The organism is Stutzerimonas stutzeri (genome assembly GCF_051028275.1).
GTDB lineage: Bacteria > Pseudomonadota > Gammaproteobacteria > Pseudomonadales > Pseudomonadaceae > Stutzerimonas > Stutzerimonas stutzeri_AS.
This window is the reverse complement of the sequence record NZ_CP069269.1, coordinates 3289080-3311537: the sequence shown is the minus strand read 5'-3', so window position 1 is coordinate 3311537 and position 22458 is coordinate 3289080. Positions and strand designations below refer to the sequence as shown.

Here is a 22458-nt window from a genome sequence, read left to right as displayed (position 1 = left end):
TGAAATGAAGCGGGGCGCCGTAGCGCCCCGTTCGGGATCAGGAACCGATCTGCTTTTCCTTGATCTCCGCCAGTGTCTTGCAATCGATGCAGAGCGTGGCGGTAGGGCGGGCTTCCAGGCGACGGATACCAATTTCGACGCCACAGGAATCGCACCAGCCGTACTCGTTGTCTTCGATAAGCTGCAGCGTCTCGTCGATTTTCTTGATCAGCTTGCGCTCGCGGTCGCGGGCACGCAGCTCCAGGCTGAACTCTTCTTCCTGGCTGGCGCGGTCCGCCGGGTCGGGGAAGTTGGCCGCTTCGTCCTGCATGTGATGCACGGTGCGGTCGACTTCCTCCATCAGCTCCAGCTTCCACTTATTGAGGATGTTGCTGAAATGAGCGCGCATTTCGTCGCTCATGTACTCCTCGCCCTTGGACTCCTTGTAGGGAACGAAGGCGCGGATCAGTTGGTTGCTGGGTGTCGTTTTGGTAATGGGCATGGATGAACGCCTCTCGCTATGTCCATTGCGCAGGATAGTGAAATCCCTCTGCCGGCCCGTGCCGGCCCTGCGGCTGCAAGCGGGCGAACTTACCAGATCGTATCGGGGTGCGCTACTCCCGAATATCACGGTGGCTGCGGTGTCAGAGGGACCTTCGGTAGAATTCACATTTTGTACTCGTCAGGAAGGTCAGATGACCTCGTCATATAGCGCGCGTAGCCGTGCAATCGAACCCTTTCACGTTATGGCATTGCTGGCCCGGGCCAACGAATTGCAGGCGTCTGGACATGATGTCATTCACCTGGAAATCGGAGAGCCGGACTTCACCACTGCCGAGCCCATCGTCGCGGCTGGTCAGGCTGCCCTCGCTGCCGGTCATACCCGCTACACCGCTGCCCGTGGGCTTCCACAGCTGCGCGAGGCGATTACCGGTTTCTACAAGCAGCGCTATCAACTGTCTATTGACCCCGAACGCGTGCTGATTACTCCCGGCGGATCCGGTGCGCTTCTGCTTGCAAGCAGTTTGCTGGTTGACCCAGGCAAGCACTGGCTGCTGGCGGACCCTGGCTATCCCTGCAATCGCCACTTCCTGCGCTTGATCGAAGGCGCGGCGCAGCTGGTGCCGGTCGGCCCCGATGTGCGATATCAGCTGACGCCGGACCTGATCAAACGCTATTGGGACAAGGACAGCGTCGGTGCGCTGATCGCTTCGCCGGCCAACCCCACCGGGACCCTGCTCACGCGCGACGAGCTCGGGGGCCTGTCTGCAGCGCTGAAATCGCGTGGCGGTCATCTGGTCGTGGATGAGATCTACCATGGCCTCACCTATGGCACCGATGCGGCGAGCGTGCTCGAAGTCGACGACTCGGCGTTCGTGCTCAACAGCTTCTCCAAATACTTCGGCATGACCGGCTGGCGTCTCGGCTGGCTGGTGGCCCCGCCGGGCGCTGTAGGTGAGCTGGAAAAGCTCGCCCAGAATCTTTACATCAGTGCACCAACCATGGCTCAGCATGCTGCGCTGGCGTGTTTCGAACCGGCTACGCTGGCGATCCTCGAGGCGCGTCGCCAGGAGTTCGCCAAGCGCCGCGATTTCCTGCTGCCGGCGTTGCGAGAGCTGGGCTTCGTCATCGCGGTGGAGCCGGAGGGGGCCTTTTACCTGTACGCCGATATCAGCGCCATCGGCGGTGACGCCTACGCCTTCTGTCAACACATGCTGGAATCCCAATTCGTTGCGATCACGCCGGGACTCGATTTCGGGCGGCACCAGGCTGGCCACCATGTGCGTTTCGCCTATACCCAGAATCTGCCCCGATTGGAGCAGGCCGTCGAGCGTATCGCTTGCGGGCTTAGGAGCTGGCAAGGCTGATGCAGTTCTTGACGCCTCTGGAGTCGGGCCGGCTGGTGCGGCGATATAAGCGTTTTCTCGCCGATATCGTTACCGATGCTGGCGAAGAGCTTTGCATCCATTGCCCGAATACCGGCTCGATGCTCAATTGCATGGGCGAGGGCGCGCGCGTCTGGTTTCAGCGCAGCCGCGACCCCAAGCGCAAACTGCCGGGCACCTGGGAACTGGTGGAAACGCCGCAGGGGCGCCTGGCCTGCGTCAACACCGCGAGAGCCAACCGGTTGGTAGAAGAAGCCCTGCTGGCAGGCGTGATTGCCGAATTGAAGGGTTTCACTGGGCTCAAGCGTGAGGTGGCCTACGGCATCGAGAACAGTCGAGTGGATTTTCGCCTGGACCATGCGGCGGGGCCGGCATATGTCGAAGTCAAGAGCGTCACGTTGGGGTTCGATGATACGGCTGTAGCGGCCTTTCCTGATGCTGTGACGAGCCGAGGTGCCCGCCACTTGAGAGAACTGACTGCATTGGCGCGTGATGGGGTGCGGGCTGTGCAGCTGTATTGCATAAATCTCACGGGCATCGAAGCTGTACGCCCGGCGAGTGAGATCGATCTGGTTTACAGCAACGCATTACGGGAGGCGGTCGCGGCGGGTGTAGAGGTGCTCGCCTACGGCGCCGAAATATCAGAAAAAGAAATCCGTCTGGCCCATCCGCTGCCCGTGATCATCTAAGCACCAAGGCTGCAGACTAAGCGGAACCGGTAGGCCCAGGATCGCGAGCAAGCTCGCTCCTACATGAGCACGATCAAGGAGTACGAAAGCTTGCCTGCGCTCGATTCGCTATTGATCGTCACCGGGTGTCACGCGCCAGATCACGTCGCCGACGTCATCTGCTACCAGGAGCGCGCCTGACTTATCTACCGCGACGCCCACGGGCCGCCCCATAGCCTGCTCGTCCTCATTGACGAAACCCGTCAGTACGTCTTCCGCCGCGCCGCTGGGCGATCCATCCTTGAACGGCACGAAGACAACCTTGTACCCACTGCGTGGCTTTCGGTTCCACGAGCCGTGCTGGCCAACAAACGCGCCGTGCCGGAAACGGTCGGGAAATAGCGAGCCTTCATAAAAGGCCAGGCCGAGCGAGGCTGTATGTGCGCCGAGCGCGTAGTCAGGCACGATGGCTTTTTCTACCAGCTCCGGCCGCGGCGGCTGGACTCGCTCGTCGATATGCTGGCCGAAGTAACTGTAGGGCCAGCCGTAGAAGGCGCCTTCCCGCACGGATGTCATGTAGTCCGGTACGAGGTCGCTGCCTATCTCGTCGCGCTCATTCACTGTCGTCCACAGGTCGCCACTGTCTGGTTGCCATGCCAAACCGTTGGGGTTACGCAGACCCGTAGCAAAGCGTCGCAGTGTTCGCTCGCGCGGGTTTACTTCGAGAATGGCTGCGCGATTTTCTTCCGCGTCCATGCCATTTTCTCCAACGTTGCTGTTGGAGCCGCTGGTGACATACAACCGTGATCCATCGGGGCTGGCGATTACGTTTTTGGTCCAATGGTGATTGATCGGCTTGGCTGGCAGGTCGACTACCTTTTCGCCCACCGTGTCGATGCGTGTCGCCCCTTCCTTATAGGGAAAACGCACCAGCGCATCGGTATTGGCCACATACAGTTGATTGCCAACGAGCGCCATCCCGAATGGTGAGTTCAGCCCTTCCAGAATGACGCTCCGGTGTTCCGCGGTGCCGTCTCCGTCTCTGTCACGCAGTAAGGTGATGCGGTTGGCGCTGGTGCCGCCGGAGCCGGCACGCGACATGATCTTCTTCGCGATCCAGTCCCGAAAACCCTGGCTTTCCTCCGGTTTCGCCGGAGCATCGCTCTCGGCTACCAGCACATCGCCGTTGGGTAACACATACAGCCAACGAGGATGGTCGAGGTCGCGGGCAAACGCCTGGACATCCAGGCCGGCTGCCGCCTTCGGTTTACGTCCTTCAGGCCACCCGATGGCTTCGGCAACATTGACGGTCGGGATCAGCGATGTGTTTGGCTCGGGTAACGCTGGGTTCGGTCCGTATCCGGATTCGACAGGCAGCTTCGCGATATCACCGCAGCCCGCAAGGCTGAGCATGACGCTTGCGGTCGTCAGGAAGAGGTATCGGCTGTGCATCGGCTGCTCCAGATGAGTCGATGAGTCGCGAGTCAGGGCGCATCGTCTCGGTCGCGGCCCTTTTTTCTCTTTCGGTTCGCCTGATGCTCCGCATGCTGCTCGAGGGCGGGCATTAACAGGAAGATAATCAGCGCCAGCGCGGTGGTCATCACGGCTGTGGATTCGTGGCCGAGCCCCGTTGCGACCCCTATGGCAGCGGTCAGCCAGATGCCTGCCGCTGTTGTGAGGCCTTTTACATCCTGCACTGAGCTGCCTTTGAGGATGGTGCCGGCACCCAGAAAACCGATACCGGTAACGATACCCTGCATAACCCGTGAGATGTCCTCAATCGGCATTCCCGCTTCCTGCGGTACCAGGACGAAAAGGGCGGCACCCAGTGACACCAGCATATGCGTGCGCAGTCCGGCAGCCTTGCCCTTGTACTCGCGTTCGTAACCGAGCATACCGCCTAGCAGAGCGGCCAGCAGTAACCGCACGGACACGCGAGCTGCGTGCTCCAGGTCAGGGATGTCGGAGAACTCCGAGGCGACGGTTCGGCTCAGTATGTCCCACCATTCCATGCAATCCTCCCTGGTCGGTAGCGAATGTGCTTATTGGATTTCGAGTACCGTTCGGCTCCAGCGGTTCATTCGACCTCGAAGCGCAGCATGCCAATCATCTGTCCTGCTTCGGTCATCACCCGGACCCGCCACTTGCCCTCGGCGTGCTTGGGAAAGTTGCGTTTGTGGGTCCAGGCTCTGTAGCCCGCGTCACGTCCGCCGTTGATGTCCAGCGGAATGCGATCGACCCGCTTACCGTTGTGCATCCATTCATGGTAGATGCGTTCTTTCAGGCCGCGCGGCGCATTGATGGCTGTAAAGGCGTAGAGACCATTGCCGTGCAGTTGCTGGCTTGTCAGCCTGCGCAGGCGGTTACCGGGCTTGCGTGAGGCATCGTCTAGGGTTGTGGTCACGGCCACGTCAGTCAGCCAGAGCGTCGCCGGGGGCACCCAGGTGCGTCCCATCCAGCCTGCGAAGCCAACGGCCGCGGCGAGCGCGAACACCCCCAGTACGCTTTTCCAGTTCCATGTAGTGAACAGTCCGCTAAGGCTTGGCAGTGCAAGTACCACGGCGATGCCCAGCGCCCAGAGATAGCTCTGGGGTGTCGACAGGTGAAAAATGATAGGCAGCGCTGTGAGCAGGACGGCAAACAGCGTCAGCGCGTGAAAGGCCAGATAGATCCAGCGCCGTGGTGCCAGCCAATTGTAGTAGAGCGGGTCGACCAGAGAGACCAGCGCGGCGATGCCGAGCATCACCGTGAACACTGACTGGCCGCTGTTCCAAGTGGTGGTGATGAAAAAAAACGGAATGATGAAGAACAGGCTTTCCTGATGGACCATCTGCGTGACGTAGCGCAGCAGGGGCGGCGGAACCTTCCAGCCGAATCTCCTTTCCAGGCCGTTACGCAGTGTTTTTTCAAGCATCAGCCACAACCAGCTGACCAGCATCAAGGCCGCAATGACCTTGGCCAGACCTGCCTGGCGATCGACCAAGACAAAACTGGCCACGCCCGAACAGAAACCGAACAGCGCAACGGTGCCGGGGTAGCGGCGGATCAGCCGAGAGGCAAGGTCGATTGCGCTAGAAGCGCGGCTCTTCAACGACATGTCGACGTCACAGTAAGGATAGCTCCGAGAGCGGCGGATTTAAGATCGAATGATGAGTAGCGCATCCGGCGAGCAGGGGCGTGACCGGCGTTTCGTCAAGCCGGCAGATGGCCGCTGTACGGACGCTTGCTGAGGCACATCGTCTTACGGTTGTTGGGTTCAGAAAAGGTCGGCCCGTTTGGCCGCTGTTTTCGCCGTGCTGATTATGCCGGGCTCTGGGGCGGGGATGTGACTGCCCCATCGATGGCGGCATGCAAACGGTCATAGGCGCGAGCGATCTCGGGCGTCAGCCGGACCAGCGGAAGCCCCACCGTCTGGCAGAGTTCGTCGATGAATGCATTGGCCTCGTCGCGCTGCTCCATTTCGATAGCACAGCGGGGCGTTAAGGTCTGCGGATCGCAGAGCAGGAAATCAAAACGTGCCGCGGAGATTCGATTGACTGCTTGATACCAGGGCGCGCGACGTGGCACAGCGGTCACGTCAACCACATCAGCAACCCGCACCTTGCACAGGATCTGGAAGCGCTCGCCTACAGCCTCCTGCAACAGAGCCAGCAGCTCCCGCTCGCTCGGCTGGAAGAAGGGCTGTTTCAACGCGTAAGGCATGCGCAACGCAGGATGGTTGTACTGGCGCTGCTTGATGAAAAAGACCAGCGCAAAGCAGACAAACGCCACAAGCACCAGTGCCAGAAAGCTCATCATTGCGAGCGCTCTTGCTCAGCTGAGCAGACAGGTGCGGTGCGCCTTGTGAGGGCAGGGGAGGGCGACATGATGGACTCCAACGGCGTAAACGTAGCCATTGGAGGCGTCGCGCTAAACGAAGTTCGCAGCCGCTCGACCTTCAATCCGGCGCATCGGGATAGCTTTGACAGTTATCCCGATTATCTGTGGGAGGTGTTGTGGATAACCCTTGGGTGAACCTCTGGAATGCCCGAAAACCGAGGGATTGAGGCAAGTGGTTACGTTTTGATCAAGAAGTGCAGTGTTATGCAAAGTGCATAATCGGCACGCCCTCGCAACGCGAATTTCGCCATGAGCCCCCCCCCAACCTTCAAATCCTTCTGACACACCCACAGTTATCCCCGTCTGCTGTGGAGCGTGTTGTGGATAACCGATGATTAACGCTATGCAGCCCTCAAACGGTGGGGCTTCGGCAGATGTGCGCATTTTTTGTACAGCGATTACGCACCCGTCTGCTCAGCCCACCTTGCTTTCCCTATCGGCTTCCACTCTTTTAGCAATTGCAACAATGCGTGGGGTGATTCGCTACGCTGAAGCATGTCGCGATGCGGTGTGCGTACGAAGCCCTCATCCACAACGTGGTCAAGGAAGTGGCTTAGCTTGCTGTAGAACTGATCTACATCGAGTAGACCAAGCGGCTTTTGATGATAGCCCAGCTGAGCCCAGGTCCAGACCTCGAAAAGCTCTTCGAGCGTCCCGAGACCTCCGGGCAGGGCGATAAAGGCATCGGATAGCTCTGCCATTCGCGCCTTACGCGCATGCATGCCATCGACCACTTCCAGTTGCGTTAGCCCCTGATGGCCCACTTCAGCGTCCTTCAGACTCTGCGGGATGATTCCGATAACCTCGCCGCCGGCTTCCATCGCTGCGTCGGCTACCACACCCATCAGGCCTACCGCGCCGCCCCCGTAAACCAGGCGAATCCCATTTGCGGCCAGCGCGTTGCCCAGCGCAAACGCAGCGGCGCGGTAAATTGGTTTGTTACCCGTGCTGGCGCCACAAAACACACATATTGAACGCAGGGTCATCAGCTACTCCGTCAGTTGGAAACGGTTGGCAGAGTAGCGCCGGCGTCAGCACCCTCCAAGCATTAATATGCCTCTGAGTAAGCACCGCTGATCCCTAAGGCGTAATGTGCAAAAAGCGTCTGGATCAATTCGAGGCTGGGCATGGCGTTCTCCTAAGTTGGTACGCGCAAGGCTATGCGCTTCGGGAGCGTTTGCCTTATGGCTTTCCGTTATTGTTCCAATAGCTATTTGATTCCTAACAGTTATCCCCGGTCGCTGTGTGCGTTTCTGTGGATAACCGTTTCATAGCTTTGCCAAACCAGCGCCCTGGTTGACGTTGCGGTTGTTGATTAATTAATGATCAAGTGTTCGGGTGCAAGCTAAGCTGCTGTTTGGAAAGCCGTATCCGCCATCTACCGAGGTCCGCAGATGGAGAAAAATCAGTTTTGAGTTTTCCAAGATTGCTGTGGGGCGCTCTGTGGATAACATGGGGGGAAGCATCGCGAAGTCGCTGGTGGCGTAGCCTGTAGCGCATCGGTTAAAGCTTGATCAGTCTGGGCTTCCCTCGCCGTGATTGCCGCCCTGGCACCGTTAAGGACCAGAATTCTGCCGCATCGGCTGATCGAGCCCGCACACGCAACGTCTGCGGACCCGTCGCGCGTTGCCGAGGCGATCCGCAGGTTTCTGTCGCACCCCTGAAGCTGCGTCATCATCCTGCAGCCTTATGCCTGGGCATTCATTCACGTCCGTTTGATTGTGAGTAAAGGTGGCCTCGCCGACACTCGCTGCAGTTTTCTGGCTGCGTTCAATAACAATCCCACTGGAGGAATTACCATGAGTGAGGCCATTCGCTTCGAAGACAAGGTGGTCATCGTGACCGGTGCTGGCGGTGGTCTGGGTCGCGCCCATGCGCTGCTGTTTGCCCGTCATGGCGCCAAGGTCGTGGTCAACGACTTGGGTGGTAGTGCTCAAGGCGAAGGAGCCAACGCCTCGGCTGCTGATCGGGTCGTCGAGGAAATTCGACAGGCAGGCGGCACTGCGGTAGCCAACCATGACTCGGTCACTGATGGTGAAAAGATCGTCCAGCACGCGCTAGACAGCTTCGGCCGCATCGACGTGGTAGTGAACAACGCAGGGATCCTGCGCGACAAGACCTTCCACAAGATGGAAGACGCGGACTGGGATCTGGTCTACCGGGTCCACGTCGAGGGCGCCTACAAGGTGACCCGTGCGGCGTGGCCACACATGCGCGAGCAGGGCTACGGCCGGGTAATCTTCACGGCTTCGACATCCGGCATCTACGGCAACTTCGGTCAGTCAAACTACGGCATGGCGAAGCTGGGTCTGTATGGCCTGACCCGCACGTTGGCGCTGGAAGGGCGCAAAAACAATATTCTGGTCAACGCCATTGCACCAACCGGCGGTACGCGTATGACCGAGGGGCTCATCCCTCCGCAGGTGTTCGAGCAGCTCAAGCCGGAGCTGGTTAGCCCCTTGGTGGTCTATCTCGCCAGCGAGCAGTGCCAGGAAACCTCAGGTCTGTTCGAAGTCGGCGGCGGCTGGATGGGGAAGGTGCGTTGGGAGCGTAGCCTGGGAGTCGGCTTCGATCCGAAGTCTGGCTTCGATGCCGAGGACGTTGCGGCCAATTGGCAGCAGATCTGCAATTTCGACAACGCGGCGCACCCGGCTGACAACATGGAGGCGCTGAAGGAAATGATGGCGAACCTGCAGAAGCACGCCGGCTAAGTGCGCTAGCCGGTGCGATCAGTTCGCATCGGCTTCCGTGGTTTCAGGCCGTAGATCGGGTCGCGGTCGGCTCCGGCAATAGTTGAAGTGCCTTAGCTCGAGCTTGCGCAAGGCTGCGCACATGGTACAGCGGCCCTCTGGGCGATTGGATCCCGGCGCGGCGGAGTTTGAGCCGCAACCGGAGGTTGCTGCCGGACAGAATCAGCACAATGTTCTGCTTTCGGTAGTCCAGCAGCACGTTTTCCAGTGCCGCAAGGGCGGTCATGTCCATCATCGGCACGGCGCTGATGTCGACAATCACGATCTTTACGTCTGGGTTGAAACGTCGCAAAACGCTCATTGCCTTTTCAGCAGCGCCAAAAAACAGCGGGCCGCGGATGGCGTAGGCAGCGACTTGATCGGGCAGATCCTGCAGCAACTGATGCTGACCGGGACGCAAGCTGGTGGTGTCGGTAAGTTCGCTCATGCGCTTGACGAACAGACCCGCTGCAAGCAGCAGGCCTACGCCAACGGCCAACACCATGTCGAACAGAACGGTCAAGATCAGGCAGGTCAACAACACCAGCACATCGCTGCGTGGTGCTATGCGCAGCGTTTTGACCACGTGCGGTGCCTCGCTCATGTTCCAGGCCACTATCAGCAACAGCGCCGCCAGAGCGGCCATCGGCAGATAACTGAACAGCGGAGCCAGCCAGAGAATCGCTATCAGCACGACGCCCGCATGAATGATCGCAGCCAGTGGCGAAAAGGCGCCTGCTCGCACGTTGGTTGCCGTGCGAGCAATGGCGGCAGTCGCCGTGATTCCGCCGAACAGCGGGGCGAACAGGTTGCCAATGCCTTGTCCTATCAGCTCGGCGTTCGGATCGTGGTTGGTGCCCGCCATGCCATCAGCAACGACAGCGCAGAGCAGGGATTCGATGGCGCCGAGCATGGCTATGGCGAAGGCCGGGGCCATCAATTGATGGAACAGCTCGAAACTCAACTCCAGGGGTTGGCCATCAGCGCCCGGCAACAGCCATGGCCAGGTAAAATCAGGAAGAAACGGGGGGATGCCAGGATGCGCCACACCATCAACGAGATAGCTGAAGCGTTCGCCAAGTGTGGCGACACTGAGCCCGGCCGATTCCATCCCTATTGCTGCAACGGCGCCCACAACGAGCGCAACCAGATGGCCCGGCACCTTTGGCACCAGGCGTGGCCAGACGATCAGCACGCCCAGACAAAGCAGGCCAACCAGCGCGTCACCCAGCTGCGCGCCTGGCAGGGCGCGTGTCAGCAAGCTCAGTTGCTCCGCGTAGTGTTGCGGCTGGCTGGCAAGCGTCAGGCCGAGCATGTCCTTGAGCTGGAGTGTCGCGATGACGATGCCGATGCCTGCGGTGAAACCAAGCGTGACCGGGTAGGGCACAAAGGCGATCAGCCTGCCGGCACGCAACAGCCCGAGCGCAATCAGGATCATCCCGGCAAGCATGGTGCAGAGCAGCAGCCCACCGAGGCCGAACTGCTGGGTAATGGGCAGCAGAATGACCACAAAAGCTGCTGTCGGCCCGGATACGTTGAACCGGGAGCCGCCAGTCAGAGCGATCAATGGCGCTGCGACGAGCACGGTGTACAGACCATGCTGTGGCGCCACGCCTACTGCTATCGCGAGCGCCATGGCCAGCGGTATGGCGATGATCCCGACCGTCAAGCCTGCGGTGATGTCGCCGCGCAATGCTGGGAATCCGTAGCCCGACTTCAAGGTATGGCGCCACGCGGCAAACAGCGGCGGAAGGTGCATGCGAAACACTCCTTGTGCGCAAAGCGTCAGTATAAGCACGTGCCTGAGCGCAGTGCCCAGCAGGGGGCAACATCGCGGTCAAATCGAGGATTTTCGTGTACGACCTTGGTCTTATCGGGCTCTGGCGCGTTGAGTGAGTTCGTCGCGCGGAGTAAACTGCCGCCCCCGAAAGGCCCGTCGAACCGGAGTAATCATGCGTAAAGACAAGAAGAAGGTCATCGGCGAGGAAATCAGCGATGACTCGATCAAGCTGTTTCTCGAGCCCGAGCCGGCAGACGATACGCCTCCTTCGTTGCACAAACTGATCAAAGCCTATCGCGGCTTACGGGTCGACGACTTCGAGCGGTTCCTGAGATTTTTTGTCGAAGCTGGCATGGACCTGAACGCGACGGACAGCGAAGGGCGTGACTTCGTTGCGCTGATTGCCGATCAGCGCCAGGCCGAACCCTATATTGAGTTGATAAAAGAAGCGCGCGGTTGACGTCTTCCGCCTCGGTAAGCATGACGGAGCGCAAGACACCGCATGACCTGGCTGAGTGACCGGCAGCCATAAACGATTTTCTCGCTGCATGAGTCCCGTTGAGCCCAGGCCTGTCGCCCCGCTCCGGGAAGCTGGTCAGCGAGAGGGAGAGGGCCAAAAGCCGCTCTCCCGACAGCGGGCCGGCGCTCTGAAGTGCTGGTCTTCGGGCACAAGCCCGAGCAGCGGTATAGAAACCCCTCCGTTTCTAGCCGCCTGGCTGGTGGTTCTACATGATCGCGTACTGCGGTCATGACAGTTTAATGCTGTGATTCTGGAGAACGCGTTAATGACGCAACACGATAGCGAAGCCGTGGATATGGTGCTGGTGGGAGCCGGCATCATGAGTGCGACTCTGGCAGTACTGCTCAAGGAACTCGATCCCGGTATCCGGCTTGAGATTGTCGAACTGCAGGAATCCGGGGCCGTCGAAAGTTCGAACCCCTGGAACAATGCAGGCACCGGCCACGCCGGTCTCTGTGAGCTGAATTACACACCGGACAGCAAAGATGGCTCCATCGACATCAAGAAAGCCGTCACCATCAACACACAGTTCGAGGTCTCCAAGCAGTTCTGGGCCTACCTGACTGGGCGTGAAGGCTTCGGCAGTCCTCGCGATTTCATCAATGCAGTGCCGCATCTGAGCTTCGTTCGGGGCCCCAAGAACATCGATTACCTCAAGCGCCGCTTCAACGCGCTAAAGGCGCATCACGCTTTCGAGGACATGGTTTACAGCGAAGATCGCGCAACCATGGAAGAGTGGATGCCACTGATGATGCCGGGGCGCCCTGTGGACGAGCCAATCGCCGCGACCCGCGCCATGAATGGCACGGACGTGAACTTCGGCGAAGTCACCCGGCAGATGCTGCAATATCTGGCAGCCAAGCCCGGCGTCAAGATGTCTTATTTTCAAAAGGTCACCGGCCTGGCGCGCGACGGCAAAGCCTGGCGTGTAGAGATCAAGAACACCCGTGACGGCGGCAGCCGTGAAATCAAAGCCGGTTTCGTGTTCCTCGGCGCTGGTGGCGCGGCGCTTCCGTTGTTGCAAATGTCCGATATCAAGGAAGGCAAAGGCTACGGCGGCTTTCCGGTCAGCGGTCAGTGGCTGCGTTGCGATAACCCGGAGATCGTCAAGCAGCACCAGGCCAAGGTGTACAGCCTGGCTGCGGTAGGTGCGCCACCTATGTCGGTTCCGCATCTCGATACCCGTGTTGTGGACGGTAAGAAATCGCTGCTGTTCGGACCTTACGCCGGCTTCACCACCAAGTTCCTCAAACACGGATCGCCGCTCGATCTTCCGATGTCGATCCGTCCGGCCAACCTTAAGCCGATGCTTGCTGTGGCACGGGACAACATGGACCTGACGCGCTACCTGATCAAGGAAGTCCGGCAGTCGATGGAGGACCGTCTGGAGGCCCTGCGCGGCTTCTACCCGGAAGCCAAGGCTGAAGATTGGCGTTTGGAAGTGGCCGGTCAGCGGGTGCAGATCATCAAGAAGGATCCGAAGAAGGGTGGCATTCTGCAGTTCGGGACTGAGCTGGTGTCAGCGAAGGACGGCTCGATTGCCGCGCTGTTGGGCGCATCGCCGGGCGCGTCGGTCACCGTATCGATCATGCTTGACCTGATCGAGCGCTGCTTCCCAGAGCAGGCGAAGAGTGAAGCCTGGAGCCGCAAGCTTGCCGAGATCTTCCCGGCTCGTGAAAAAGTGCTTGAGACTGACGCAGTGGCTTATCGTGAAGTCGTCTCGATGGTCGACAAGCGTCTGGGGTTGGCAGACTAAGCCACGCCAACGCAATGCCTGAAGCCGCGCTGCCTTCCAGGTCGCGCGGCTTTTTTACGCCTGCACTTTGGGTTCGTGGTGTTGGAGGTTGAACTGATGCATTGGCTTGCCGAGCCAGCCGAGACGTATCTCTGCAATCTCTACCCAGCGTTCACCTTGAGGGCGCTCCTCGGCAGTAAGCATCATGGAGCAGCGCTGCTGATCATCCAGAAGCGCGTAGTGACGCAGTGCGCGCCGTCCGAACAGGGTTGCGAGAATGGACATTGACCAGTACGTCGTAAGGTTTCGCGCTGTTATCGCAGCCTGATGTTACGGTTGCATGACGGGAACGCAGCCAGCTTACAGGCGGTCTCTAGCGCATCACTGTAAGGCGGTTGCGGTGCTGGTTATACTGCGCGCCACCCATCCCTAACCTGGAGTAAACAGCATGCTGAAACGCCTGTTGTTCAGCCTCGCCGCTGCGTCTGTACTGGCTATTGGCGGTTGTGCCCACAGCCCGCAACAGCTTGACCCGAATCCAAAACTCACCGATACCATCAATCCTGTTGGCCAGGGGCAGCCGGTCGTGGTGCGTGTGGTAGACGGTCGACCCTCTGCCACCCTGGGCACCCGTGGCGGCCTGTATCCGGAGACCAGCGCCGTGATCGTGCCGAAAGAAAAGGTCGTTCCCAAACTACAGGCACAGGCTGAGGCAGCGGTCCGTCTCTTGGGGTTCACGCCTTCGGCCAACGCCTACAACGCACCGCAGTTGACCCTGACTCTGGCTGAGCTGAAATATCAGTCGCCCAAGGAAGGGCTGTATGTCACCGAGGCCACCATCGGCGCGACTTTCCGCGTAGAGGTACAGAACGGTGGTCGTCGCTATACCGGTCGCTACGGCGCTTCGCTAAACCAGCGCTTTGGCATGGCACCCAATGAGCAGACCAACACCAAGCTGGTCACCGATGTGTTGAGCGATGCGCTGACCCGCACGTTCCGCGATCAGAACATTGGCCAGGTGCTGGCGCAGTGAGTCGCAACTAGCGCAGACAATCGACAGTGATTGATCCGCACCCCGCCTTATGGCGGGGTGCTTGTTTTAGGGGTCGATAAAGCTAACCGGGCAGCGCGCTGGCGCCCCCACGCCTTTCGGTGGCGGAAAAACAAACGCCCCGATCATGTCGGGGCGTTGTGTTAAGCGCTAAGGCTCAGCGAACGCCGGAGTTACGCAGCGCCGCAGGGGTGTACTGGTTGGAGTTGGCCTTGTAGTTGTAGGTATAAGGATTCTTCTCCTCGTTTTTCATGCCCATGACGAGGTAACGACCAGATACCAGGTCATACAGGGTTTCCATGGCATACAGCGGTACCTGATCGTTGTAGATGTACTCGGCGTGTGCCTCTGCAACGCGCCAAAGCGTGTTGCGCCCGTCGTAATGGTCAATCACCGCAGCCTGCCAGGTATCTTCGTCGATGAAGAATGTACGCTTGGCATAAATGTGGCGCTCGCCCGGCTTCAGGGTCGCTTCGACTTCCCAGACGCGGTGCAGCTCGTAGCGGGTCAGATCCTGGTTGATATGCCCGGCCTCAATGATGTCATCGTATTTGAGCTGCGGTGAATCCAGGCGATAGGCGTTGTAGGGGATGTACATCTCCTTCTTGCCCACCAGTTTCCAGTCGTAGCGGTCCGGTGCGCCATTGAACATGTCCAGATTGTCCGAGGTGCGCAGACCATCGGCTGCGGTGCCTGGGCCGTCGTACGCGACCTGGGGCGCACGGCGAACGCGGCGCTGACCGGCGTTATAGATCCAGGCCATGCGTGGTTCTTTCACCTGGTCGAGGGTTTCGTGCACCAGCAGCACGTTGCCTGCCAGACGGGAAGGCTCGGTCACCTGTTGCTTGAAGTAGAAGAGAATATTGCCGTGCTTTTCCGGGCTGTAGTCGGTGAGCGTGTCGGTATATACGACTTCGTCGACAAACTTGACCAGGCTGTAGCTGCCGTTAACTTGTGGAGTCGCCTGCGCCACCGTACGGCGGGCCGAGCCCCCGCGATAGCGAGTGATGTGGTTCCAAATCACCTCCAGCCCATCTTTCGGTATCGGGAACGCAACCGCCGTATCGAAGTTTTCCAGGCCGTTGCCGCCGCGCACCAGCTGGGTCTGGGCCGCATTTTTCCGGGCTGCGTCATAGATATGCTGCGGCACGGCTGCGCTGCGGCGGGTCTCGAATACCGGCAGGCGATAGGTGTCAGGGTAACGCTTGAGCATGGCGATCTGGCCGGGGCTCAGGTTGTCCTTGTACTGCTCGAAATTCTGCGCGGTGATGGTGAACTTGGGCTTGTCGTTCGGATAGGGGTCGCCGACGAAGCCATCCGCACCCACTGGCGCCGCGTCGGTCGCCAGGCCCCCAGTCCAGGCGGGAATGGTGCCGGCTGCGTTGCCCGCTTTCTCGGCACCCATCGGTGTCAGGCTGTCACCCAGCTTGGCGGCTTCGGCTTCGGATACCGCAGCCATGGCTCCGTTTGCCAGCAGTGCGCTTGCCAGCAAAGAGAGAGTGAGGGCCCCCATCTTAAACCTATTCTTATTCATTGTTCGGTCCTGTTGATTCTTGGTAGCTGTTTTTCCTGCACACGGTGCCGTAAGCGCGGCGCATACAGGTGGCGACTTCCGCCGGAAGGCGGCAGGGCAAATACCCGGTAAACCACATCTGTGGCTCAGCGATCCCAAGTTGCCGTTCGCTCGATTCCGCGGCAGTCCCGTCTGGTTGCTCAAGCCAGGCGCACGCTCTAGTTCGGTTGTTCGAGACAAGGTGAGGTTGAAGCTGCGCGGGACTATATGTCAACAAACGAGACGGCGCCTATCTGCATAAATGGCGTAAATACCCGGCAAATTGCCATCGCCTGGTTGCGTTCCGCTTGGTCGGAAAATGGCTGAGCTGGTGCGTGCGCTTCGGTAGACTTCGCTGCCGCGCTTTGCTCGATGCTGGCCCGCTTGAATCCGACTGTTCTGGAGTTTTTTCGATTGCTGTTTGATATCGACTATGCGGGGTGGTCCAGCGTCGCATTGCTGCTCAATTCAATGGCGCTGCTTATCGCGCTTGGTGGCGCCTGGCTGTTGATAGCGACGCGTTGGCGTCGGCAGCTGGCCAATGCCAAGGCTTCGCTGGCCACTGCTCATCCATTGCTGGTCGCGCAAGCAGGGACGGCAGCAGCTACCGAGCGCCTTGATCGGTTTTTTTATGCATTCGGATTCAGCAGTCTGGGGCTGGCCTGTCTGCTCTCTTCGCTTACCCGGCTGACCTGATCGCCAGCCGGGTCCGGCCTGGCGTTCAGAGACTTAAGCCAGCCTTCAAACGGTACTGGTTGCGTACCGGTGTAGCGTACTGCTGGATGAGATAAGGCTGTTGGACGCTTGGGCATGCAGCCAGGCGTTTACCCCATTCCGCCTCGGCGCGCGCAATTTCCGCAGCGCTAAATAGACCGTCTGGGTCGGGCACGGTCAGTTCAGGGTCGCGACCGTCCCAGACTCTGTACGCCAGATAATTCACCGGAAACAGCCGGTAATCACAAAGAATCTGCTGATCGATATCCATGGCCAGTTGTTTGGCGTCGTCCGGTATGTCGGTTATCGGCGTACCGAAGCTGACATGTACGCGGCCTTTATGCCCTGTAATCCCTAGTGCAATGCTGGTGTCGTCCTCGCCCGGTGTCTTGACGTAGGTCCCAGTTGTGGCGCGGATGTAGAGCTCTCGCGCTTTGGCCTGATCACAGGGGTCGTACTCGTAGCTGATCGATACCGGCGTTGGCCGCAGCGCTTCCAGAGCCTGAGCGAAAGGCTCGTCTTTGCGGCTCATGTGAAGCATCTTCAAAATCGCCGAGTCTGTGCGATCGTCACCGTCCTTGGCACGGCCTTCGGCCTGGGCGATCCAGATCGACTCGCCATCGTTACGGATCGAATGGTTGATGTACGCCGACAGTACTTGATAGGCAGCGAGCTTTTCCCGGCGGGCAGTGACTGAACGACGCACAATGAAACTTTTGTTGAGGCGCATCAGATCGCTGACGAAGGGCCTCTGCAGCAAGTTGTCACCGATGGCTATTCGAGGGGTGCGCATCTTCGCTTGATACAGCGCATAGTTGACGAAGGCCGGGTCCATGACGATGTCGCGGTGATTGGCCATGAACAGGTATGCGCGCCCCGGTTGCAACTTTTCCAGCCCGGAGTACGTGATGCCATCGGTGGCCCGCTCGATGGTACGGTCCAGATACATTTCGATCCGTGCCTGCAGCGTGTCGACCGAGTCGATGCCGGAGAATTCACGCCGCAGTCGCTGCGCTATCAGCGGTTTCAAAGCCCAGCCCATGGGGCCGGCGAGCCGCGGGAAGCGGAAACGCGTGAGAATGTCGAGGAAATCGCGGTCGGCAAACAGTCGCGCCATCACGGCAGGGACTTCGGCGTCGGCATAGGGTCGGATGGCTTCGAATTCGTCCATCATGCTCTCTGTAAGGGAAACAACTGAATAACCCCAACTCTTTTGAGGTCGAAACTGACTGGCGATTATAGCGATAAGTCACGCAGGAGACGCTGATGCTCGAAACACAGGATTACCAATGCCCGTACTGTGGCGAGGTGGTGGAAGCGTTGCTCGACCTGAGTGGCGGCGATCAGCGCTACATCGAAGACTGCTCGGTCTGTTGCCGGCCAATTGTCTTTGACCTTCGCACCGATGGCAGTGACAGGCAGCTAGACGTGCTGCGGGAGGATGAGTGATGTTGCGCATCTATGAACCCCGCGATCTGCTCGAAGCTGAAATGCTCAGCGGGATGCTGGCAGCCGAAGGGATCGAGGCGTTTCTTACGGGGCGGCACCTCATTGGTGGTATGGGCGAGTTGCCTGCGGCGGGGCTGCTTGGGTTGATGGTGCAGGATGACGAGGCTGATCGCGCACGGCACCTTATCGCTGAGTACAATGGCGCCGAGCCGGTGGCCGGCGATGAGCCCGAAAGCTATCCCGGTGAGCTCATCTGCTGATGCCGGTTCGTTTAACGGTGCACACCGTCTTCCGTATCTGTATTTCCCTTCAATGAGTGCTGTTCATGTGTGGCCGCTACGCCCTGTTTCGATGGAGTCCGGCCTTCGCCGCGCTACCCGGTTTCCCGGCTGACCAGAAACCGCACTGGAGCCTGGCGCCGGGTGCGTCGGTGTTGCTGTTGCGGCAGGAGAACGACGAGCTGCGGTTCAGCAGCGTTCGCTGGGGTCTCACGCCTGCGTGGTTGACCGACTTTACCCGTACCCCGGCGCAGGCACGTGCAGAAACCCTGGCCGAGCAACCCATGTTCCGTGAGGCGTTCCGCCTTCGCCGTGGCGCGCTGCCGGCGAACGGTTTCTACGAATGGCGCGGCACCGCGCGCAAGCGGCCGTTCTGGATGACAGCGGAAGACTCGCTGATGTATTTCGCCGCGATCTGGGAGGCTTATCCCATACAGGGGCATACCTACCTCAGTGCTGCAGTCGTGACCTTGCCGGCCGCCAATCAGCGTCGGCCGCTGATGTTGGATAAGGTGGGAATGACGGCCTGGCTGGATCCCGCGACCCCCGTGGAAGTGCTTCAGGCTCTGTTGACGGCCCCTCAGCCGACATTGCGCGAGCGTCCCTTGGCCACCTTCGTCAACGATCCGAAGCTCGATGCCCCGGAATGCCTGACGCCGGTCAACTAGACCCTTGGCTGCCAAGCCATATACAGAGGCTGCGAGCTGTGGGCTGAGTATCGCGCGCCAGGTTGATTGGTTTCGTACGCGCAATGTTGGCGACTCGCAGCGCAGACCGAGCAGTCTCTGTTGCGATCAGTAGCGGCGCATCTAGGCGAGCGGCGTGATGTGATACTCAAGCCTTGATGAGGGCAAGGGTGGATGACTAATCAGCTGCTGCTTTGCTGAACATTGATGACTGTCGCGCTCGGAGGCTGAGGTTGGTTGCCCGTTGCGCAGGCTCCCACTAGCATACGGGCCAGGATCCTAGGGAGACGCGACATGTTCAAGCCGCATCCAATCACACTTTTTTGCGCAGCGTCTGTGCTGGCCGGCTGTCAGGCTGTCAACACCACCAGTAGCGGTGCTGTTGGCGTCGATCGCAAACAATACATGTTCAGCATGCTGTCGGCCGAAGAGGTCAATCGGATGTATGCGCAGTCGTATCAACAGACTGTGTCTGAAGCGAAAAGCAAAGGTGTGCTCGAGAACAACTCGCCAGTGGCACAGCGGGTCAAACGAATTGCCAATCGCCTAATCCCCGAAGTGAAGGCCTTCCGACCCGACGCGGCCGAGTGGGACTGGGACGTCAATGTGATCGACAGCCCAGAGCTGAATGCTAACGCCGGCCCGGGCGGAAAGATCATCTTCTACACCGGTCTGATCGAAAAGCTGAATCTGACCGATGATGAGATTGCGGCGGTCATGGGGCACGAGATTGCGCATGCGTTGCGAGAGCATGGACGTGAAGCCATGTCCAAAGCCTATGGCGTGCAGATGGCCACGCAAATCGGATCGGCAGTCGGTATTGGTGACGGAAGTCTGCAGCTGGCCAATATGGGCGTTCAGTACCTGATGACCCTGCCGAACAGCCGCAGCAATGAGAACGAGGCTGATCTGATTGGTTTGGAATTGGCTGCACGTGCGGGATACAACCCCAATGCAGCGGTCAGTCTGTGGCGGAAGATGGCGGCGGCTGGCGGCTCGGCGCCGCCGGAATTCCTCAGTACGCATCCCTCACCGAGCAACCGCACGCAAACGCTGCAATCGACCATTCCGAAGGTAATGCCGCTGTACGAGCAGAATCAGAAGCGCTAAGCGCGTCGCTGCGCCACCGTCCTTATCAGGTCGGTGGCAGCGTAATCGGGATCGGGCTTTCCAGCCCCAGCTGGTTCCGGGCGCTTTCCAGGTCGAACAGCGTGTTGATTTCCTCGATGTCGCCGTTCGGATTGAGCGTCCAGATCGACATGGCGGCTACCGTCAGGATCTTACCGCTCGGGGCGACGCCAAACGCGGCGTTTTCCAGGGTGCCGAAGAGCGTGCTAGAAGTGACGACGCGGTTGCCCTCGCTGAGGCATTCATCCACTACCACTTCGAGATCCGGCATTGCCTGGCGGACTTCCCGGACGATCAGTCCGAAGCCGGCACTGTTGATCGGCTGAGTGATGAATGAGCTTTTGTAGCTGAAGTAACGGCTCTGCAGCTGTTCGGCCAGAGCCAATCGACCTTTGCTCCAGCTCAGATCGATGTGCTGGCGAACCCGCCGTTTTCGTTCCTCCGGTGACATGCCGCCTGCTCCTCCGAGTGCCGCCAGAATGCGGTGGAAATGCACTCTAACAGCACAGGCGTCGCGGCAATTTGCGCTATGTATCAGACTGGAAGCGTGCCGCTCAAGCTCAAGGCCTGATAGGTGGCGTACAGCGCCAAAGCGGCGAAACCGATTGCGGCGATTCGGCGGATGAGCGTGAGCGGCATCCGATCGGCGGCAAAATTGCCGGCCAGGACGACAGGCACGTTGGCAATCAGCATACCCAGGGTAGACCCGACTATTACCATGATGAAGTCGGGATACTGGGCGGCGAGCATGACGGTGGCGACCTGCGTCTTGTCGCCCATCTCCGCGAGGAAAAAGGCGATCAGCGTCGCTACGAAGGGGCCGAAGCGCCGGCCACGTGAGGCTTCTTCCTCTTCGAGCTTGTCGGGGACAAGCGACCACAGCGCGACGGCGGCAAAGGATGCGGCCAGGATCCAGTTGAGAGTTGCCGGAGACACCAGCGACGAAACCCAGTTGCCGATGGCACCTGCCGCTGCATGATTAGCCAGCGTGGCCACGACGATACCCCAGATTATCGGCATCGGTCGCCGATAGCGGGCGGCCAGTAATAGCGCCAACAGCTGCGTCTTGTCGCCGATCTCGGCCAGCGCAACGATCAAGGTGGGGATGTAGAACGACTCCAAACAGACTTCCTTGCGGGGGCGGGTCGACGAAATCACCATGACACGCATAGCCTGCCCGCCCCGGGTCAGGTATACGTGTCATGGGTCTTGTCAAACCTTGCGAGGCTGCGTGAGCAGGCCGCGCGGGTCGCGTGCGCCATGGTCTGTGGACCAAGTATGTTGACGCATGCCGGGCAAGCGGAAGGCTCGCCGGAGACTACTCCCCCAGGACGGGCCGGAGTTTGCCCAAGCTTGGCGCGTTGCGCAAGCCGCTCAGGTGCGCTGCGCGCGATAGATGCGGAAGCCGTCTTTACTGACCAGCGTTTCGCAGCGACCCAGGTGCGCTTCGATCAGCGGGGGATACCTAAGAAACGAATTGGCCACAAGCCTTAGCTCTCCGCCGTGCCGCAGGTGGGTGACGGCACGTTGCAGTAACGCCTCGCTGGCTTCGTAATGGGTGTGAACACCCTGATGAAAAGGTGGGTTACTGATGATTGCTGAGCAGCTTTCAGGAGCGGCATCGATGCCGTCGCCGGCAATCACCTCAGCCTGCAAACCATTGGCTGCAAGGGTCATTCGGCTGCTTTCTACAGCGAACGCATCGACATCCAGCAACACTACCTCGCTGTCTGGATAGCGCTTCTTCAACGATGCGCCAACGATGCCGGCGCCGCAGCCAAAATCAAGCAGCCTACCGGTTGGCAGATCACCAAGTTGCTCTAACAGAAGCGCAGTGCCGCGATCGACGCGACCGTGACTGAACACGCCAGGCAAGCTGATGATCTGCAGGGGGCCGTCGGCAAGCGGAAGCTCGAACTGCTGAGCCAGGGACTGCAACTGTGGCAAAGCCGGGGTGTTCGCGACCCGGACCTGCCAGAGCTGACAATGCCGGGCATTGTCGAGTTTTCGCGCTTGCCCGAATGCAGCCAGTTGTTTTGCGGCTCGTTCGACGCCGGCACGCTTCTCTCCGATCAGATACAGCTGGCGACCCGGCAATTTCGAGGCCAGTGCGCTCAGCAGGTAATCGGTCAGCTCTCGTGACTTGGGCACAAACAGAACGGCGCTTTCGAACGCGGCCGTAGGCGGCTCGACGCCGAATACGCAGCGTCCGGTGAAGCGCGCCTCGAGCTGTTGATGTGCGCCGGCATGCCAACTCCAGCCGATCGCCTCAGGCAATTGGCCGAGCAGGTCATCAGGCGGCAGTCCGGCCAGCAGCAGGTCACCGCTGAACAGTTCGGCCTGGCGCAGCAATACTTCGCTTCGCGGGTCCATGATGCCTCCGCACAAAAGCTGGCGAGCTTACCAGTCTTGTCGCTGGCTGCA

At 59.7% G+C, this 22458-nt stretch carries 25 protein-coding genes and 1 riboswitch; of the genes, 12 read left to right on the top strand and 13 right to left on the bottom strand.

The window, feature by feature from the left end; translation table 11 throughout:
• Positions 1-37: 37 nt before the first annotated feature.
• A complete protein-coding gene (gene dksA / locus JQR87_RS15375) occupies positions 38-481 on the bottom strand; it encodes an RNA polymerase-binding protein DksA (protein ID WP_407295511.1) in 444 nt (147 codons plus the stop codon).
• A gap of 193 nt (positions 482-674) precedes the next feature.
• Here dksA and JQR87_RS15370 point away from each other — a divergent pair, with 193 nt between their 5' ends.
• Together JQR87_RS15370 and sfsA are read left to right on the top strand one after the other, a co-directional pair.
• Positions 675-1847, top strand: a complete 1173-nt coding sequence (locus tag JQR87_RS15370; protein ID WP_407295512.1) for a pyridoxal phosphate-dependent aminotransferase — start codon at positions 675-677, stop codon at positions 1845-1847.
• Positions 1847-2554, top strand: a complete 708-nt coding sequence (sfsA, locus tag JQR87_RS15365; RefSeq protein WP_407295514.1) for a DNA/RNA nuclease SfsA — start codon at positions 1847-1849, stop codon at positions 2552-2554. The genes JQR87_RS15370 and sfsA overlap by 1 nt, the downstream gene beginning before the upstream one ends.
• A 108-nt stretch (positions 2555-2662) precedes the next feature.
• On the opposite strand, the gene JQR87_RS15360 is transcribed toward sfsA, so the two are convergent.
• From JQR87_RS15360 to JQR87_RS15345, 4 genes are all read right to left on the bottom strand, one after another.
• Positions 2663-3985: a PQQ-dependent sugar dehydrogenase gene (locus tag JQR87_RS15360; protein WP_407295517.1), complete on the bottom strand. Its 1323-nt coding sequence runs from the start codon at positions 3983-3985 to the stop codon at positions 2663-2665.
• Between the two features lie 32 nt (positions 3986-4017).
• On the bottom strand, positions 4018-4545 hold the full coding sequence (locus JQR87_RS15355) for an MgtC/SapB family protein (RefSeq protein WP_407295520.1): 528 nt from the start codon (positions 4543-4545) through the stop codon (positions 4018-4020).
• A gap of 65 nt (positions 4546-4610) precedes the next feature.
• Positions 4611-5630, bottom strand: coding sequence for a DUF5924 family protein (locus JQR87_RS15350; RefSeq protein ID WP_407295522.1), 1020 nt, complete (start codon positions 5628-5630; stop codon positions 4611-4613).
• A 203-nt stretch (positions 5631-5833) separates the two neighbouring features.
• On the bottom strand, positions 5834-6328 hold the full coding sequence (locus JQR87_RS15345) for a DUF2726 domain-containing protein (RefSeq protein ID WP_407297678.1): 495 nt from the start codon (positions 6326-6328) through the stop codon (positions 5834-5836).
• A 69-nt stretch (positions 6329-6397) separates the two neighbouring features.
• Between JQR87_RS15345 and JQR87_RS15340 the strand changes: the two genes are divergently transcribed.
• Positions 6398-6547, top strand: a complete 150-nt coding sequence (locus tag JQR87_RS15340; RefSeq protein ID WP_407295523.1) for a hypothetical protein — start codon at positions 6398-6400, stop codon at positions 6545-6547.
• A gap of 263 nt (positions 6548-6810) precedes the next feature.
• Here JQR87_RS15340 and JQR87_RS15335 read toward each other — a convergent pair whose 3' ends face one another.
• Positions 6811-7398 (bottom strand): TIGR00730 family Rossman fold protein, encoded by a 588-nt coding sequence (locus JQR87_RS15335; RefSeq protein WP_407295525.1) that lies wholly within the window; start codon positions 7396-7398, stop codon positions 6811-6813.
• Positions 7399-8211: 813 nt separating this feature from the next.
• Here JQR87_RS15335 and JQR87_RS15330 point away from each other — a divergent pair.
• Complete coding sequence (locus JQR87_RS15330; protein WP_407295527.1) at positions 8212-9123, top strand: SDR family oxidoreductase; 912 nt, start codon at positions 8212-8214, stop codon at positions 9121-9123.
• 43 nt (positions 9124-9166) lie between these two features.
• On the opposite strand, the gene dauA is transcribed toward JQR87_RS15330, so the two are convergent.
• Positions 9167-10900, bottom strand: coding sequence for a C4-dicarboxylic acid transporter DauA (gene dauA, locus JQR87_RS15325; protein ID WP_407295530.1), 1734 nt, complete (start codon positions 10898-10900; stop codon positions 9167-9169).
• A gap of 193 nt (positions 10901-11093) precedes the next feature.
• Here dauA and JQR87_RS15320 point away from each other — a divergent pair, with 193 nt between their 5' ends.
• Together JQR87_RS15320 and mqo are read left to right on the top strand one after the other, a co-directional pair.
• Positions 11094-11381 (top strand): PA4642 family protein, encoded by a 288-nt coding sequence (locus JQR87_RS15320; protein WP_407295533.1) that lies wholly within the window; start codon positions 11094-11096, stop codon positions 11379-11381.
• 325 nt (positions 11382-11706) lie between these two features.
• Positions 11707-13197, top strand: a complete 1491-nt coding sequence (gene mqo / locus JQR87_RS15315; RefSeq protein ID WP_407295535.1) for a malate dehydrogenase (quinone) — start codon at positions 11707-11709, stop codon at positions 13195-13197.
• 54 nt (positions 13198-13251) lie between these two features.
• Here mqo and JQR87_RS15310 read toward each other — a convergent pair whose 3' ends face one another.
• A complete protein-coding gene (locus JQR87_RS15310) occupies positions 13252-13461 on the bottom strand; it encodes a hypothetical protein (protein ID WP_407295538.1) in 210 nt (69 codons plus the stop codon).
• 163 nt (positions 13462-13624) lie between these two features.
• Here JQR87_RS15310 and JQR87_RS15305 point away from each other — a divergent pair, with 163 nt between their 5' ends.
• Positions 13625-14209: a YajG family lipoprotein gene (locus tag JQR87_RS15305; RefSeq protein WP_407295541.1), complete on the top strand. Its 585-nt coding sequence runs from the start codon at positions 13625-13627 to the stop codon at positions 14207-14209.
• A 175-nt stretch (positions 14210-14384) separates the two neighbouring features.
• On the opposite strand, the gene JQR87_RS15300 is transcribed toward JQR87_RS15305, so the two are convergent.
• Positions 14385-15761, bottom strand: coding sequence for a DUF1329 domain-containing protein (locus JQR87_RS15300; protein ID WP_407295544.1), 1377 nt, complete (start codon positions 15759-15761; stop codon positions 14385-14387).
• A gap of 432 nt (positions 15762-16193) precedes the next feature.
• On the opposite strand from JQR87_RS15300, the gene JQR87_RS15295 reads away from it, so the two are divergent.
• Complete coding sequence (locus tag JQR87_RS15295; RefSeq protein ID WP_407295547.1) at positions 16194-16475, top strand: hypothetical protein; 282 nt, start codon at positions 16194-16196, stop codon at positions 16473-16475.
• Between the two features lie 25 nt (positions 16476-16500).
• On the opposite strand, the gene JQR87_RS15290 is transcribed toward JQR87_RS15295, so the two are convergent.
• The gene (locus tag JQR87_RS15290) at positions 16501-17667 is read right to left on the bottom strand and encodes a 1-acyl-sn-glycerol-3-phosphate acyltransferase (RefSeq protein WP_407295548.1); all 1167 of its coding nucleotides are present in this window, start codon (positions 17665-17667) and stop codon (positions 16501-16503) included.
• A 92-nt stretch (positions 17668-17759) separates the two neighbouring features.
• On the opposite strand from JQR87_RS15290, the gene JQR87_RS15285 reads away from it, so the two are divergent.
• The 4 genes from JQR87_RS15285 to JQR87_RS15270 all read left to right on the top strand — a co-directional run bounded on the left by JQR87_RS15285 (position 17760) and on the right by JQR87_RS15270 (position 20016).
• On the top strand, positions 17760-17942 hold the full coding sequence (locus tag JQR87_RS15285) for a CPXCG motif-containing cysteine-rich protein (protein WP_407295551.1): 183 nt from the start codon (positions 17760-17762) through the stop codon (positions 17940-17942).
• A complete protein-coding gene (locus JQR87_RS15280) occupies positions 17942-18202 on the top strand; it encodes a DUF2007 domain-containing protein (protein ID WP_407295554.1) in 261 nt (86 codons plus the stop codon). The genes JQR87_RS15285 and JQR87_RS15280 overlap by 1 nt, the downstream gene beginning before the upstream one ends.
• A 65-nt stretch (positions 18203-18267) precedes the next feature.
• Positions 18268-18888 carry an SOS response-associated peptidase gene (locus JQR87_RS15275; protein ID WP_407295557.1) on the top strand — a complete coding sequence of 207 codons (621 nt, stop codon included), beginning with the start codon at positions 18268-18270 and terminating at the stop codon, positions 18886-18888.
• 312 nt (positions 18889-19200) lie between these two features.
• Positions 19201-20016 carry a M48 family metallopeptidase gene (locus tag JQR87_RS15270; protein ID WP_407295560.1) on the top strand — a complete coding sequence of 272 codons (816 nt, stop codon included), beginning with the start codon at positions 19201-19203 and terminating at the stop codon, positions 20014-20016.
• Between the two features lie 25 nt (positions 20017-20041).
• Here JQR87_RS15270 and JQR87_RS15265 read toward each other — a convergent pair whose 3' ends face one another.
• The 3 genes from JQR87_RS15265 to JQR87_RS15255 form a co-directional block, all read right to left on the bottom strand.
• Positions 20042-20485, bottom strand: a complete 444-nt coding sequence (locus JQR87_RS15265; RefSeq protein ID WP_407295563.1) for an ester cyclase — start codon at positions 20483-20485, stop codon at positions 20042-20044.
• Positions 20486-20568: 83 nt separating this feature from the next.
• On the bottom strand, positions 20569-21156 hold the full coding sequence (locus JQR87_RS15260) for a TMEM165/GDT1 family protein (RefSeq protein WP_407297680.1): 588 nt from the start codon (positions 21154-21156) through the stop codon (positions 20569-20571).
• A gap of 117 nt (positions 21157-21273) precedes the next feature.
• Positions 21274-21374, bottom strand: a riboswitch (yybP-ykoY riboswitch).
• 34 nt (positions 21375-21408) lie between these two features.
• Positions 21409-22407, bottom strand: a complete 999-nt coding sequence (locus JQR87_RS15255; protein WP_407295565.1) for a methyltransferase — start codon at positions 22405-22407, stop codon at positions 21409-21411.
• Positions 22408-22458: the final 51 nt, after the last annotated feature.